This window comes from Rossellomorea aquimaris (genome assembly GCF_001877785.1).
GTDB classification, from domain to species: Bacteria; Bacillota; Bacilli; order Bacillales; family Bacillaceae_B; genus Rossellomorea; species Rossellomorea aquimaris_A.
The window spans coordinates 973,593-986,602 of the sequence record NZ_MINN01000074.1 but is presented as its reverse complement, the minus strand read 5'-3'; the positions used below and the strand labels follow the sequence as shown (position 1 = coordinate 986,602).

The following is a 13,010-nucleotide window of genomic DNA, read 5'->3' as shown; positions in this document are numbered from 1 at the left end:
ATAAAAAAAGTCCAATGAGTATAGTTTACCCATCAGACTATGTAAGATAACAAATCAGCGGAAATTTACAAACTGGACATCAATGGATAAGTCCGCTTCCCTTACGGCTGAAATGATTTTTTGCAGGTCATCCTTGCTTTTTCCGGTGACACGGACCTGGTCATCCTGGACCTGGCTCTTTACCTTCACACCGGAGTTTTTGATGATTGTATTGATTTTTTTCGCGTTCTCTTTATCGATTCCCTGAACGAGTTTCGCACGCTGGCGCACTGTGCCCCCGGAGGCTCCTTCAAGCTTGCTGTAATCAAGATTTTTAACCGGTACGCTGCGTTTGATCAACTTGCTTAATAAGACATCTTTCAGCTGATTCATTTTGAACTCGTCATCAGATACTAATACAATTTCTTCCCCGTCCAGTTTGATATCACTTTTGCTTCCTTTAAAGTCATACCTGGTTTGAATTTCTTTCAGTGCAATCTGGATGCTGTTGCTTACTTCTGACATTTCGACTTTTGAAACAATATCGAAAGAGCTTTCTTTTGCCATATGTAGTTCCCTCCATTACTATATTCTTCTAACATTATATCGAAGTCCCTTTATATTGCACAACTATGAAGAAAGATGATTGAAATGAAAAGACCACCTGTTGTCAGGTGGCCGGTTGATTCATATTGAGTCCATATTAGAGGTGGTCCGTTTTTTTGGAGTATTGATTCTTTCCGGCTTGACGGTTTAGTTCTTTCATTTTGTTTTTCTCTTCATGCAGAGCCTGGTTGTCTTTCGCTTTTTTATCGTTATCTGATGTGTGCGGCATAGTAAGCACTCCCTTCAAGTAGAAACGGTTTCCCGATTAGTATGACAAAGAGCAGGGAGCTTTATGAGCCTCAGTGGAGAAAAAATACTGCCAATGTCCCTGTTCCTGTATGAGAACCGATGGCACATCCAATAATATTGATATATACATCTTTTGGAGAGAATTTTTCTTCAATCAACTTTTTCATTTCCAGGGCAAGTTCCTCATCATCTCCGTGACTGATGGCGATTGTCTGTTCCGAGAGGTTTGTACCGCGTTCTTCCATCAGTTCAAGGATTCGTCTCAGGAGTTTCTTTTTGCCGCGGAGTTTTTCAATCGGTACAAGCTTACCGTCTTCGACATGAAGAAGAGGTTTGATATTAAGCAGTCCGCCCAAAAATGCAGAAGCTTTTGAAACACGGCCGCCTTTGGCGAGATAATCAAGATCCTCAACGGTAAAAAGATGTTCCATATGCTCGGCCTGATAGTTGATTATATCAATGATTTCTTGCTGGTCACAGCCTTCATTAAGGGCAGTCAGGGCACTCTTGACCACTAGGCCGTAGCCGAGGGAAGCGCACTTGGAGTCGATGATGGCAAGGTCAAGCCCGGGATGTTCTTCTTTTACTTGATCACGGATCATCACGGCTGTTTGATACGTTCCTGAAAGTTGGGAAGAGAAGGCGACATAGATTCCTTTTTCGTCGTTTTCTGCAATTTCAGTGAACTTCTTCAGGAAGGTTTCAGGTGATACTTGAGAGGTTTTAGGCATGTGGCCTTCACGAATTTTATCAAAAACCTTTTTGGGTTCAATGCTGATGAGGTCTTCATAATCCTGTCCTTCGATATGTACTTTAAGTGGGAAAAATTCTATGTTGTCCTGATTGAAAAATTCTTTTGGCAGGTCGCTTGCACTGTCGGCAAATAATTTTACTGTCATCATTTCTCATCCTTTTATCTTTACTTATAGCTTTAGTCTAGCTATTTTTCGCTGAAATGACAATCTAATCCTGTCTAATTTCCCTTTATGAAAGAATGTTTTGTTACTTACAGATCATTTTTGTGAAAAAACCGTTGTGCAGCTGAATTTGAGGGAGAGTTTAGTTATGATATTTTGTGGAACATATTTAGTAGTAGAAGCTACACAATAGGGGAGGTCTGTGCATGAATAGGGATAGTGTGCATTTGGAAGTGAAAAAGTTTGTGGTGGTGCTGATCGGTGCTGTTTTGGGTGCGATCGCCATGAACTTCTTCTTGATACCGGCAAACGTTTACGCCAGTGGATTTACTGGAATGGCACAATTATTATCAAGCATCATCAAAGAATTTACACAGTTTAATGTATCAACCGGTATTTTATTATTCTTATTGAATATTCCCGTCACCATTATCGGATGGTTCAAGGTTGGTAAATCATTTACTGTATACAGCTTTATCTCTGTATTTCTGACCTCATTCTTCCTCGAGGTCATCCCGGTCATTCATTTATCACCGGATATTTTGCTGAATGCCGTTTTCGGAGGTGTGATTGCGGCTGTCGGAGTCGGCCTGACATTGAAGTGGGGGGCATCAACAGGTGGTATGGATATCATTGCCATGATCCTGTCCCGCATGAAAGATAAGCCGGTGGGCTCTTATTTCTTTGCCATGAATGCTTTCATCATTATCTCTGCCGGCTTTTTATACGGCTGGGAAAAAGCGTTGTATACACTCGTGACGCTGTATGCTTCCACACGTGTCATCGATGCCATCCATACCCGTCATGAGAAATTGACGGCGATGATCATCACAAAGAAATCCCAGGAGCTCCGCGAAGCCATCCACTCGAAACTGATGAGGGGAATTACTACTCTTCCTGCAAAAGGTGCCTTTTCCGGAGAGCAGAAAGAAATGATGATCATTGTCATTTCGCGTTATGAATTGTATGAGCTGGAGCATACGATAAAAGAAGTCGACCCGAACGCCTTCACCAATATCGTGCAGACGACAGGCATCTTTGGGTTCTTTAGGAGAGATTAATTCAGCAAAAGAAGAAAAGGTTGACCATCCCGTCTTGGAAGGTCAACCTTTTTTTGCTTTATTGAAGAGTATTCAGCTCATCCTGAAGGGCGCGTAATTGGTGTTGTTCTGCTGTATTGCTGTTCGCATAGGCAGAAGATAAGGCATTTTTGGCTTTGGTGACGGATGCCTCCGTATTACCGCCTTGAGATGCTGCCTGCTTTGCAGAGTTGACTGCCTGACGGGCCTGCCGGAATAATGGGTTGCTCATTTATATTCCCCCCAAAGAGGAATCTTCCACTTTGGAAGACAGCTTGTTCGCCTCTGCTTCAGCATACGTCAAGTGGTACGGAATCCGTTCATCATGCTTTGCCACAGCAACTTTACCTTGTTGTACAAATCGTTTCGATTTATTTCTACCCACTGCAACCACCCCTTTTACAAGCTTGAACACGAATTGTGTTCTTTTGTAGTATGGCTTAACCCGGCGGTGTTTACAGTAAAAAAAATTCCCACTCCTGCCATCAAAGATTAAAGCGCTTTTGCAGGTATACGCCGATTCCGTCTTCTTCGTTCGTCAATGTGACATCATTGGCGATTTCCTTTACTTTGTCGATGGCATTCCCCATTGCAATGCCGGTTCCTGCGTATTCAAGCATTTCAAAATCGTTATCTTCATCACCGAATGCGATGATGCGCTCCTGAGGGATGTTTAAAGAAGAAGCGACTTTTTCAATCCCGACAGCTTTATTTAAACCGGATTTCACAATTTCAATGACATGCCAGGGTGCAGCCCATCTGCGGTGATCGATTACTTCGGCATGAACTTCATCAAGATGTGCCCGGATGTCCTTCACATCTTTTTCTTCAGCATGGATCAGCATGGAAGTCGGGTTCTCTGTGAGAAACTCACGAATATCCCCCGTGGAAATTGAAGGGTTTCCCATCATGAAAACATCAATAAGCTTTTCGTCATGGTAATGAAGATATACATCATCCTTCACCTCAGCGATGATATTACGGAACGGAAAGTCGTGGCACGCTTCAATGATCTGCTTGGATACATGTAGATCCATCGGGGTGTGATAAATACCCCAATTTTCATCCATTGGATGATGGGTGAAAGCCCCATTGAAATTGACAATGGGAGTAGCTAAATTCAATTCCTTATAATAAATTTCACTTGCACGGTAAGGACGGCCGGTCGCGATCATCACTTCATGACCCTGTTTTCTTGCTTCTGTTAATGTATGGAAAGTCTTTGATGAAATCTTTTTTTCATCGGTCAGAAGTGTACCGTCCAAATCTAATACGATTAAGTGTTTTTCATGTAAAGTCATAACGTATTATCCCCAATTCTTTGTAATGTCGTGAATCAAATTAGTTTGTAAATACAGGAGCTGATTAATATACAACCTGTAAAATCTAGGATATCATAATAGTGTTATAAGCGTACAGGAGGGAGCAGCTGATCATGATCGTAATTGAGAAGTCGTATATCGGAAATATCCCATATCTGCATTTAGTAAAGGAAGAGGAAAGAAATCAGCCTCTGCCATTGTGCTTTTTTATACATGGATTCACAAGTGCGAAAGAGCATAATCTTCATTATGCTTATTACCTGGCTGAAAAAGGCTTCAGAGTCGTCCTGCCGGATTGCCTGGAGCATGGAGAAAGGGCGACAGGTAAAACAGAAGCTGAATTAGGCGGGGTGTTCTGGAAAATAGTCTTGAACAGCATCCATGAACTTTCCCTGCTAAAGGGTCACTTTGAAGAAAAAGGCTTGCTGATCGATAACGGAATCGGCGTTGCCGGAACATCGATGGGAGGCATCGTCACACTTGGAGCACTGACTCAGTATGATTGGATTTCTTCAGCAGTTTCACTGATGGGGAACCCATCTTATGTTAAATTTGCAAAGGCTCAGCTTGCTCACCTGAAGTCAGCTGGATACGAGCTGCCGTTCAGTGAGGAAGAAGTGAAGGCGATCCTTGATGAACTGTCAAAATATGATTTGAGTCTGCAGCCGGAAAAGTTGAATGGCCGTCCGCTCATGTTCTGGCATGGAAGAAAAGACAAGGTTGTCCCTTTCCATCTGACAGAGGAGTTTTACAGGGCTATCCTTCCTGCCTACGAAGGAAATGAAGAAAACATTCTCTTCATTGCTGATGATAAGGCGGATCATAAGGTTTCCAGGGAAGGTGTCATGAAGCTGGTGGAATGGTTCGAAAAACATCTTTCGGCTTAACCTTTTGTTTTCAGGCCGTTTCTTTGTTAAGATGAATGGTAGATAAAGATGAGTGAAGGAGAGTGTTACGATGGATCAGGATCTTAAAGATAATTTGATGGGTGCACTTGAACAAGTTGTCGACCCTGAACTGGGAATAGATATCGTCAATCTGGGATTGGTATATGATGTCGATCTCGATGAGGAAGGCAAAGCGACCGTTACCATGACACTAACATCGATGGGCTGCCCGCTGGCAGGAACGATTGTCGATCAAGTCAAGGCTGCTTTAAGGGATATCCCTGAGGTAAAAGAAACAGAAGTCGATATTGTCTGGAATCCGCCATGGAGCAAAGACAATATGTCACGCTATGCAAAAATCGCGCTTGGCATCAGATGATCATAAAAAACCCCTTTTCAATTGATATTGAAAAGGGGTTTTTTTTCGCTATTAAATAAACATAACAACGAGTAACCCTACGATCAAGCAGTAAAAAGCAAAATATTTCAGGTTTCCTCTGACCATAATATTCATGAACCATTTCAAAGAGAAATATGAAGCAATCAATGATCCCAGGAATGCCAGCACGTAAGGAACGGTCATTGATGCTGCAGGCGGCGCTTCAATGAGATCCTTGATACCGAGCAGCATCACGCCGAAGCTGACCGGAATGTATAAAAGGAAGGAATAGCGGAGAGCGGTCTCTGCTTTCATCCCGCGGGCCATCGCTGCAACAATCGTTGCCCCTGACCGGCTTATTCCCGGAATCAGTGCCACTGCCTGTGCCAGACCGATGATCAAAGCATCCTTCGCGTTCAAGTCTCCGTCATTCTTACTTCCGCGCAGGTTGCGGATGAGCCACAATGCCGTCCCCGTTATGATGAGAGTGATCCCGATCGTCACGACAGAGGATAGATGTTCTTCAATGACATCGCCGAAGACGATTCCGATTACTCCGGCTGGAATCGTACCGATGATCAAATACACGATAAAATGAAAATCGCGCTTGTTCTCCGGTGTTTTTTCCTTAAAGTAACCTAATCCATTCACAATCAAACGCCAAATATCTTCACGGTAAACTAATAATACAGCAAAGAGGGAAGCGGTATTCACTAATATTTCAAAGGTCAATCCCGGTTCTTCAATCCCCAGAAAGTGCTGGGCGAGGACGAGATGCCCGCTTGATGAAATTGGGATCGGCTCAGTAAAGCCCTGGAATATCCCTAAAAATAAGTATTTCACTATCGTATAAAAATCCATTACATATCCTCCAAGCGTTATTTCTCCACATTTTTTTATTTAACACCAAACAGGTACAAACTGTAAAGACTTTTTCCGAATGTTAACCAAACCGTAATCTAATGGTTACCTCCAAATGGCATGCATGAACCACCTCCCTAAGAGAAAAATAAGAAAGAAGCCATGCTTCAAAATGAGGGGGAATCATGAATGGGACAACCAAGACACTTCAGGGGCGGAGAAAAAGCGCCAAACAATGGAATTTATATCGAAATTGGTGAAACCGGCAGTAATGTAAACAATCCTCAAAAGCTAAAAATGAAAGCGGGAGACCGGTTTCCTGAAAATTCCAACCACAACCGCCACTGGACATATATGAGAAAACCTTAACGATAGGCTAGGAGCAGGGATTACCGTTTGGACATAAAGGGAATGAACATACTACATTCCTCATTCAACCGGTCATCCTTGTTCTTTTTATTTTTTGGGATAGGATATATAATAGGTACAAAGGTCAATAAAGGTCAAAAGAGGTGATTAATGATGAAATATGAATCCATGACACACAGCATTCAAGAAGGTCTTGTATCTGCAGGGCAGTTCGCAAAAGAGTATAAACATACCGACATCCGAGTCATCCACTTATGGAAAGCACTGAGCCAGACGGGGGATGGTCTGCTCCCCTCCATATACGAAAAGGCAGGGGTAAAGACGGCGGATTTAAATGAATTCCTTGATAAACAGCTTAAGGGCATTCCTGCAGTTGAGGGCAGCGGGGTACAGTATGGAAATTATATATCGAGTGAATTGAACCGACTTTTACAAGAGAGTGAAAAAATTCAAAAAAAGTGGGAAGATGATTATTTATCCATTGAACACTTGATTCTCGCACTATTTCAACTAAGGGATCATGCCATCACTATATATATGAAAGAAATGGGTATAAACAAAGACAAGCTCACAGAAATCATTACTTCCGTAAGAGGGGGAAAAAAGGTGAATACTCAAAATCCTGAAGTTACATATGAAGCTCTGAAAAAATATGGAAGGGATCTTGTGGCGGAAGTCAAATCCGGCAAGCTTGATCCCGTCATCGGCCGGGACAGTGAGATCCGCCACGTCATCCGGATCCTTTCAAGGAAAACAAAAAACAATCCTGTATTGATCGGTGAACCGGGTGTAGGAAAAACAGCCATCGTCGAAGGACTTGCCCAGCGGATTGTCAGAAAAGACGTTCCTGAGGGGCTGAAGGATAAAACCATTTTTGAACTTGATATGAGTTCACTCGTTGCCGGTGCAAAATTTCGGGGAGAATTCGAAGAAAGATTGAAAGCGGTACTGACGGAAGTGAAGAAAAGCGAAGGAAGGATCCTTTTGTTCATCGATGAACTGCACACGATTGTAGGGGCTGGAAAAACCGAAGGTGCCATGGATGCCGGCAACATATTGAAACCGATGCTTGCCAGGGGTGAGCTGCACTGTATCGGTGCCACTACGCTGAATGAATACCGGAAATATATCGAAAAAGACCCGGCGCTTGAACGCCGTTTTCAACAGGTGATGGTGCAGGAACCCAATGTGGAAGATACTGTGTCCATACTGAGGGGATTAAAAGAGCGATTTGAAATTCATCACGGAGTCAATATCCACGACCGGGCAATCGTTGCAGCAGCAAGATTGTCGGACAGGTACATTTCTGATCGATTCCTGCCCGATAAAGCGATTGACCTGGTCGATGAAGCATGTGCGATGATCCGGACGGAAATAGACTCGATGCCTTCGGAATTGGATGAAGTGACTAGAAAGGTGATGCAGCTTGAAATAGAAGAAGCCGCACTGACAAAGGAAAAAGATGAACAAAGCAAGGAACGCCTCGCCCGAATCAGGGAAGAGTTAAGTAATTTGAAGGAAAAAGCCGATGCGATGAAGCTTAAGTGGTTAAAAGAAAAAGAAAGTATCGGGATTGTGCAGGAGAAGAGGGAAGAGCTGGAGAAGCTTAGACGGCAGCTTGAGGAGGCGGAAAGCGACTACGACTTAAACAGGGCAGCGGAACTGCGCCATGGGAAAATACCCGCCATGGAAAAGGAACTTCAATCTGTTGAGCAGGAAATGATGAAGGAGCAGGAAGGCAGGCTCCTGAGAGAAGAAGTGACGGAAGAAGAAGTCGCAAACATCGTAGCCAGATGGACCGGGATCCCTGTCACAAAACTTGTGGAGGGGGAAAGGGAAAAACTCCTTAAACTCGAAAAAATACTGCACGAACGTGTCATCGGCCAGGATGAGGCTGTAGAACTTGTCAGTGATGCCGTAATCCGGGCCAGAGCAGGAATCAAGGATCCGAACCGGCCGATCGGCTCGTTCATATTCCTCGGACCAACCGGAGTCGGAAAGACTGAACTTGCCAAGACCCTTGCCCATACCCTGTTTGACAGTGAAGAACAGATGGTACGCATTGATATGTCTGAATATATGGAGAAGCATGCAGTATCCAGGCTTGTCGGTGCACCTCCAGGCTATGTCGGCTATGAAGAAGGAGGTCAATTGACTGAAGCTGTCAGGAGGAAGCCTTACTCGGTCATCCTGCTTGACGAAATTGAAAAGGCCCATCCTGAAGTGTTCAACATTTTACTGCAGATGCTTGACGACGGGAGATTAACCGATTCACAAGGCAGAACCGTCGACTGTAAAAACACTGTCATCATCATGACTTCCAATATCGGCTCCTCATACTTACTGGAAAGAAATAAGGGGCAGGAAGAAATTGATGAAGATACGAAGGATTTGGTCATGAAGCAGCTGCGAAGCTCTTTCAGGCCGGAATTCCTGAACCGTGTGGATGATATCATACTATTCAAGCCGCTCAGCATCGAAAATGTGAAAGACATCATCGAAAAGCTTCTTGAAGAATTACAGTCCAGAGTAGAGGAACAGCAAATAACAATTAACCTGACAGAAAAAGCAAAAGAATTCATCGCAGAATCCGCATACGACCCCGTCTACGGAGCTCGCCCGTTAAAACGCTATCTCCAAAGGGAAGTTGAAACCAAACTCGCAAGGGAAATGATAGCAGGCAGTATCGGGGCAAACAAAGAAGTCACCATTGATGCAGATGACCAGGGACTGACTTTAGCGATAGCCGAGTAAGAATCATCTTACCTTTGTCTGCACCGAATCCAACCAAATAAAAATGCAAAAATAAAAAGCAGCCCCAAAAAGGCTGCTTTTTAATGATGATCTTCAACAGGATCGTTCGGGATGATCAAAGTCATAACAAATAGTAAAACTGTGATTACAACCGATAGAACCAAACCTGTCATAAAATGAAATGATAATCCATTCATTGAACTTACAACGTAATTTAACATCTGAGTCAACAGAAACGCCCAGAAAAATGTCCAGAAAAATCTCACGCCAGTCACCTCATTCCTCTATATTCATCCATATGTATATGGGCTGCCACCATCTTCAATCTTTTTTATCATACCACACCTATTTAGAATAATAAATGACGAATATGTGAAAATGTAACCCCTGTCATCCGCTCCACTGCAGCTGTAACTTGGTCATCTTTTTTCCTTTTAGATAGGCGGATTTCCTTTCATATTCCTCCTCTTTACATAACATGTAATGACTCACTATGTAAAAGGAGAATTCCGATGAATCAGCGATTGTTTCAACTAGATCAAGAGTGGTGCATGATTCATTATCCTGAGAGGCCAAACGGATTTGCAGTAATGATTCTCGGTGATCACCATCACTATGTCGATCATAAAACGAGCTTTTGGGATCAGCACGAAGCCAGGAAAAAATGGATAAGAGATTTAACGGCAAAAGGGTACATCGTATATTACAGCAATCTTTATGGAGCAAATTGGGGAAGCGAACAGGCAGTGGAATTAGCGGGCAGGCTGTACGAATATGTCAAAAGGCGTGAAATCATCAACAGCAAGATTCATATTCTTGCAGAAGGGATGGGCGCCCTCGTCTTCAAGGGACTCTATCCCAGACTGGAAAACGAAATAAGAGGAGTGGTCATGTTTACACCGTGTCTCTCTATTTACGAACTGATCAGGCACGAGAGAGAACAAAAATTTTTCTATAAAAAGCTGGTCAATGAATTAACAGGTTCCAGGGGGATGAAAGAAGAGGATTATGAACAGCTGCTCTCACAATCCAGGTATGATTATGAAGTTTTTAAGGACAGCCCCATCCCGCTTTATATTGTTCAGTCCTATAATGTTAATCGTTATAAAAATCAATTCTCACTCATAAAAGATATATATAAACATCGTTTAGAGAAAGGGTTGTCAACTGATCTCTTTTATGTGGTTCCGGAAAAGAGAGATTCACTTGGAATGAAATTAGCCTCATACTTCTCTTTACATGAGAAAGTATTATAGTCTTGATTAGGAGTGAGTGATTTGAATCATGCTGTTGTTTTTGCTGCGCAGCAATATTTGGGATTTGAACTCTGTCGTGCACTGTTGGAAAGAGGATGGACTGTAACGGCTGTCGATGATGAAGCGGAAACCACGGATAAATGGTTGGAAATCGGGAGAAACGCTAACATTCAATATATCCCTGCAGAAGAGTGGGATCGGGAACTGCCGGTTGAATGCAGATTGTTTCTCCCTTATTACGACCAAATCGGAGGCAGGAGTCTGCAATGCCTTTCACCATCTGTAATCGGTAAGATCAAGAGTGGTGAAGACGGTCTTCCTGAAATCGTGCGGGTTTTCCCGAATCAAACAGAAAGGAGTAACAGCACCAAATCCAGTAATGAAGCATCCGCAACTTTTTATCTGCCTACACTTTACGGGGGGCATCAGCCATCTCATTTCTTATTTGCACAGCTCCTGGAGGGGGAGAGAGAAAATGAAAGCAGGTACGAGGATGATCGAAGCGGTGCAATTTATGTGAAAGATGCAGCGGTTTCCATCCTGAAACATTCAGGAAGTCATGGAACTTTTTCTTTAAGACCCCTTTCCGAAAACAGCTGGGAAGAAGCGCTTTCCTATATAACTGAAGATTCCTTTTCCTCTTTTAAGAAAGAACGTTCCATGATAGGGGAACCCATCATTGTGCATCCCACTAAATCACATGAATCCATATTGAAAGAACAGAAATTAGTGATGAACTCTTTCTGAAAGAAGGAATGAGAAAAATTTCTCTTTTATATGGATACGGATGGAGGTAAAATGGACATATTGGTGTAATATTTTTCTAATGATACTTTTTATCGGCGCTGCATGGGCTTTAAAGGAGTTGCTGCACATGAGAAAGAAACGAACCTTTTTTATTCTGGCTATATTAGTACTTGGCCTGAGCGGGTGCATGAAAGAGAATGTATCCGATGAGTTGGAAAATGTAGGTCTCTTAGTCCCGGAAACCGTAAACGACGGTGTCTGGGGAACAAAAGGCTACAAAGGATTATTAAAAATACAATCAAAACACGATGTAGACGTATTTTATAAAGAGAGCATGAACAATGATACATCAATCGAACAGGCGATCAAGCAATATGATCAAGACGGCGTAAACCTTGTTTTTGGACATGGAAGTGAATATGCAGAGGTCTTTAACCGGAAATCCGGTGAATATCCCCAAATTCATTTCGTAAGTTTTAATGGAGAGGCAACTGAAAAGAATACAACCAGTTTAACGTTCAAAGGATATTCAATGGGATTTTTCGGGGGGATGACAGCTGCCCACCATTCCAAGACGAATAAAATCGGTGTGATCGCTGCGTTTGACTGGCAGCCTGAAGTGCAAGGGTTTGTTGACGGCGCAAAATACCAGAATAAAGACATTGACGTGATTGTTGAATACACAAACCATTGGGATGACAAAGAAAAGGCACTCGAACGGTTGGATTCGCTCGTGAAGAAGGATGCCGATGTTGTATATCCTGCCGGGGACGGCTATAATGTAGCTGTTATCGAAGTACTGAAAGAGGAAGGATTATTCGCAATCGGGTATGTATCCGATCAATCTGACCTTGGTGAATCCACGGTTCTCACAAGTACCGTTCAGCATGCGGATAAGCTGTATGAACTAGTAGCCGATAAGGTTGCCGGGAGTGACTTATCTTCAGGGGTCCTAGAATTTGACTTTGAAGACGGAGTCGTTTCATTAGGGAAATTCAGTCCCCTGATCTCAAAGGACTTTCAAAAGACCATCAATCAGCATGTCAAAAACTATATCGAAACAGGTAAATTACCAAACGGAAAGGAAGCAAACCAATGAACAAGGACAAATCAATGGAATTTATGCAGATCGCAATGAAGTACTTACCGGAAGCAAAACAGACACTTGATGAGGCAGGGATCGAATTATCCCCGGAAATGATCCAGCCCTTCATGACCCTGTTCACACAAGTAATGGGAGAAGCATACGAACTAGGGAAAAGAGACGCATTACATAAAGATTAACGTTGAAAAGATGGTAGTACAAGGCAATTTACTCTAAAAAACCCGAATTAATTTGAACCATGTTTCAGATTAATTCGGGTTTTTTAGTTTTTGCTGGATCCAGCGGTTGATTGGAGTGCAAGACGAAGACTCCTGCGGGAAGAGTAGCAAATGTGAGACCCCGCAGGAGCGCAGCTTCGAGGAGGCTCACGGGCTACCCGCGGAAAGCGAAGTCTTGCACGGGAATCATTAGCGTTGTTTTGAATCTGTACTAAATACGAAAGTGAGTAGAAAAACAAAATATATTGCACAAATAATCAATTTTCGTTAAAATTAGTACCA

At 42.9% G+C, this 13,010-nt stretch carries 17 protein-coding genes; 9 read left to right on the top strand and 8 right to left on the bottom strand.

The genetic code is table 11. From position 1 onward, the window contains the following. Positions 1 to 54 precede the first annotated feature (54 nt). The 3 genes from BHE18_RS08785 to BHE18_RS08775 form a co-directional block, all read right to left on the bottom strand. Positions 55 to 546 carry a YajQ family cyclic di-GMP-binding protein gene (locus tag BHE18_RS08785; RefSeq protein ID WP_071618178.1) on the bottom strand — a complete coding sequence of 164 codons (492 nt, stop codon included), beginning with the start codon at positions 544 to 546 and terminating at the stop codon, positions 55 to 57. A gap of 136 nt (positions 547 to 682) precedes the next feature. Next, positions 683 to 814: a DUF3941 domain-containing protein gene (locus BHE18_RS08780; protein WP_071618177.1), complete on the bottom strand. Its 132-nt coding sequence runs from the start codon at positions 812 to 814 to the stop codon at positions 683 to 685. Between the two features lie 70 nt (positions 815 to 884). After that, positions 885 to 1,733 carry a DegV family protein gene (locus tag BHE18_RS08775; RefSeq protein ID WP_071618176.1) on the bottom strand — a complete coding sequence of 283 codons (849 nt, stop codon included), beginning with the start codon at positions 1,731 to 1,733 and terminating at the stop codon, positions 885 to 887. Positions 1,734 to 1,957: 224 nt separating this feature from the next. Here BHE18_RS08775 and BHE18_RS08770 point away from each other — a divergent pair, with 224 nt between their 5' ends. Beyond that, complete coding sequence (locus BHE18_RS08770) at positions 1,958 to 2,812, top strand: YitT family protein (RefSeq protein WP_071618175.1); 855 nt, start codon at positions 1,958 to 1,960, stop codon at positions 2,810 to 2,812. Between the two features lie 58 nt (positions 2,813 to 2,870). Here BHE18_RS08770 and BHE18_RS08765 read toward each other — a convergent pair whose 3' ends face one another. The 3 genes from BHE18_RS08765 to BHE18_RS08760 all read right to left on the bottom strand — a co-directional run bounded on the left by BHE18_RS08765 (position 2,871) and on the right by BHE18_RS08760 (position 4,131). Beyond that, positions 2,871 to 3,062 (bottom strand): DUF3813 domain-containing protein, encoded by a 192-nt coding sequence (locus tag BHE18_RS08765; protein ID WP_071618174.1) that lies wholly within the window; start codon positions 3,060 to 3,062, stop codon positions 2,871 to 2,873. Beyond that, positions 3,063 to 3,215, bottom strand: coding sequence for a hypothetical protein (locus BHE18_RS23205; protein WP_171910678.1), 153 nt, complete (start codon positions 3,213 to 3,215; stop codon positions 3,063 to 3,065). Between the two features lie 100 nt (positions 3,216 to 3,315). Further along, positions 3,316 to 4,131 carry a Cof-type HAD-IIB family hydrolase gene (locus BHE18_RS08760; RefSeq protein WP_071618173.1) on the bottom strand — a complete coding sequence of 272 codons (816 nt, stop codon included), beginning with the start codon at positions 4,129 to 4,131 and terminating at the stop codon, positions 3,316 to 3,318. Between the two features lie 134 nt (positions 4,132 to 4,265). Between BHE18_RS08760 and BHE18_RS08755 the strand changes: the two genes are divergently transcribed. Continuing rightward, positions 4,266 to 5,039 carry a prolyl oligopeptidase family serine peptidase gene (locus tag BHE18_RS08755; protein ID WP_071618172.1) on the top strand — a complete coding sequence of 258 codons (774 nt, stop codon included), beginning with the start codon at positions 4,266 to 4,268 and terminating at the stop codon, positions 5,037 to 5,039. A 70-nt stretch (positions 5,040 to 5,109) separates the two neighbouring features. Beyond that, positions 5,110 to 5,418: a metal-sulfur cluster assembly factor gene (locus BHE18_RS08750; RefSeq protein WP_071618171.1), complete on the top strand. Its 309-nt coding sequence runs from the start codon at positions 5,110 to 5,112 to the stop codon at positions 5,416 to 5,418. A gap of 51 nt (positions 5,419 to 5,469) precedes the next feature. Here the strand turns inward: BHE18_RS08750 and BHE18_RS08745 are convergent, their stop codons facing one another. Further along, positions 5,470 to 6,279 carry an undecaprenyl-diphosphate phosphatase gene (locus tag BHE18_RS08745; RefSeq protein WP_071618170.1) on the bottom strand — a complete coding sequence of 270 codons (810 nt, stop codon included), beginning with the start codon at positions 6,277 to 6,279 and terminating at the stop codon, positions 5,470 to 5,472. Positions 6,280 to 6,468: 189 nt separating this feature from the next. Here BHE18_RS08745 and BHE18_RS08740 point away from each other — a divergent pair, with 189 nt between their 5' ends. Both BHE18_RS08740 and clpB read left to right on the top strand, forming a co-directional pair. Next, positions 6,469 to 6,648, top strand: coding sequence for a YjzC family protein (locus BHE18_RS08740; RefSeq protein ID WP_032089181.1), 180 nt, complete (start codon positions 6,469 to 6,471; stop codon positions 6,646 to 6,648). Positions 6,649 to 6,801: 153 nt separating this feature from the next. Further along, positions 6,802 to 9,402, top strand: a complete 2,601-nt coding sequence (gene clpB, locus BHE18_RS08735; RefSeq protein WP_071618292.1) for an ATP-dependent chaperone ClpB — start codon at positions 6,802 to 6,804, stop codon at positions 9,400 to 9,402. Between the two features lie 80 nt (positions 9,403 to 9,482). Here the strand turns inward: clpB and BHE18_RS08730 are convergent, their stop codons facing one another. Then, positions 9,483 to 9,668: a YjzD family protein gene (locus tag BHE18_RS08730; RefSeq protein ID WP_071618169.1), complete on the bottom strand. Its 186-nt coding sequence runs from the start codon at positions 9,666 to 9,668 to the stop codon at positions 9,483 to 9,485. 246 nt (positions 9,669 to 9,914) lie between these two features. Between BHE18_RS08730 and BHE18_RS08725 the strand changes: the two genes are divergently transcribed. The 4 genes from BHE18_RS08725 (at position 9,915) to BHE18_RS08710 (ending at position 12,689) form a co-directional block, all read left to right on the top strand. Next, the gene (locus BHE18_RS08725; RefSeq protein WP_071618168.1) at positions 9,915 to 10,658 is read left to right on the top strand and encodes a hypothetical protein; all 744 of its coding nucleotides are present in this window, start codon (positions 9,915 to 9,917) and stop codon (positions 10,656 to 10,658) included. A 21-nt stretch (positions 10,659 to 10,679) separates the two neighbouring features. Beyond that, the gene (locus BHE18_RS08720; RefSeq protein ID WP_071618167.1) at positions 10,680 to 11,405 is read left to right on the top strand and encodes a hypothetical protein; all 726 of its coding nucleotides are present in this window, start codon (positions 10,680 to 10,682) and stop codon (positions 11,403 to 11,405) included. Between the two features lie 127 nt (positions 11,406 to 11,532). Beyond that, positions 11,533 to 12,504 carry a BMP family ABC transporter substrate-binding protein gene (locus BHE18_RS08715; RefSeq protein WP_071618166.1) on the top strand — a complete coding sequence of 324 codons (972 nt, stop codon included), beginning with the start codon at positions 11,533 to 11,535 and terminating at the stop codon, positions 12,502 to 12,504. Continuing rightward, complete coding sequence (locus tag BHE18_RS08710; protein WP_071618165.1) at positions 12,501 to 12,689, top strand: ComZ family protein; 189 nt, start codon at positions 12,501 to 12,503, stop codon at positions 12,687 to 12,689. Before BHE18_RS08715 ends, BHE18_RS08710 begins: the two co-directional genes overlap by 4 nt. Positions 12,690 to 13,010 lie beyond the last annotated feature (321 nt).

Excerpts from the sequence above, each read along its gene's own strand:
- BHE18_RS08785 (WP_071618178.1), bottom strand. The coding sequence starts at position 546 with ATGGCAAAAGAAAGCTCTTTCGATATTGTTTCAAAAGTCGAAATGTCA.
- BHE18_RS08780 (WP_071618177.1), bottom strand. The coding sequence starts at position 814 with ATGCCGCACACATCAGATAACGATAAAAAAGCGAAAGACAACCAGGCT.
- BHE18_RS08775 (WP_071618176.1), bottom strand. The coding sequence starts at position 1,733 with ATGACAGTAAAATTATTTGCCGACAGTGCAAGCGACCTGCCAAAAGAA.
- BHE18_RS08770 (WP_071618175.1), top strand. The coding sequence starts at position 1,958 with ATGAATAGGGATAGTGTGCATTTGGAAGTGAAAAAGTTTGTGGTGGTG.
- BHE18_RS08765 (WP_071618174.1), bottom strand. The coding sequence starts at position 3,062 with ATGAGCAACCCATTATTCCGGCAGGCCCGTCAGGCAGTCAACTCTGCA.
- BHE18_RS08760 (WP_071618173.1), bottom strand. The coding sequence starts at position 4,131 with ATGACTTTACATGAAAAACACTTAATCGTATTAGATTTGGACGGTACA.
- BHE18_RS08755 (WP_071618172.1), top strand. The coding sequence starts at position 4,266 with ATGATCGTAATTGAGAAGTCGTATATCGGAAATATCCCATATCTGCAT.
- BHE18_RS08750 (WP_071618171.1), top strand. The coding sequence starts at position 5,110 with ATGGATCAGGATCTTAAAGATAATTTGATGGGTGCACTTGAACAAGTT.
- BHE18_RS08745 (WP_071618170.1), bottom strand. The coding sequence starts at position 6,279 with ATGGATTTTTATACGATAGTGAAATACTTATTTTTAGGGATATTCCAG.
- BHE18_RS08740 (WP_032089181.1), top strand. The coding sequence starts at position 6,469 with ATGGGACAACCAAGACACTTCAGGGGCGGAGAAAAAGCGCCAAACAAT.
- clpB (WP_071618292.1), top strand. The coding sequence starts at position 6,802 with ATGAAATATGAATCCATGACACACAGCATTCAAGAAGGTCTTGTATCT.
- BHE18_RS08725 (WP_071618168.1), top strand. The coding sequence starts at position 9,915 with ATGAATCAGCGATTGTTTCAACTAGATCAAGAGTGGTGCATGATTCAT.
- BHE18_RS08715 (WP_071618166.1), top strand. The coding sequence starts at position 11,533 with ATGAGAAAGAAACGAACCTTTTTTATTCTGGCTATATTAGTACTTGGC.
- BHE18_RS08710 (WP_071618165.1), top strand. The coding sequence starts at position 12,501 with ATGAACAAGGACAAATCAATGGAATTTATGCAGATCGCAATGAAGTAC.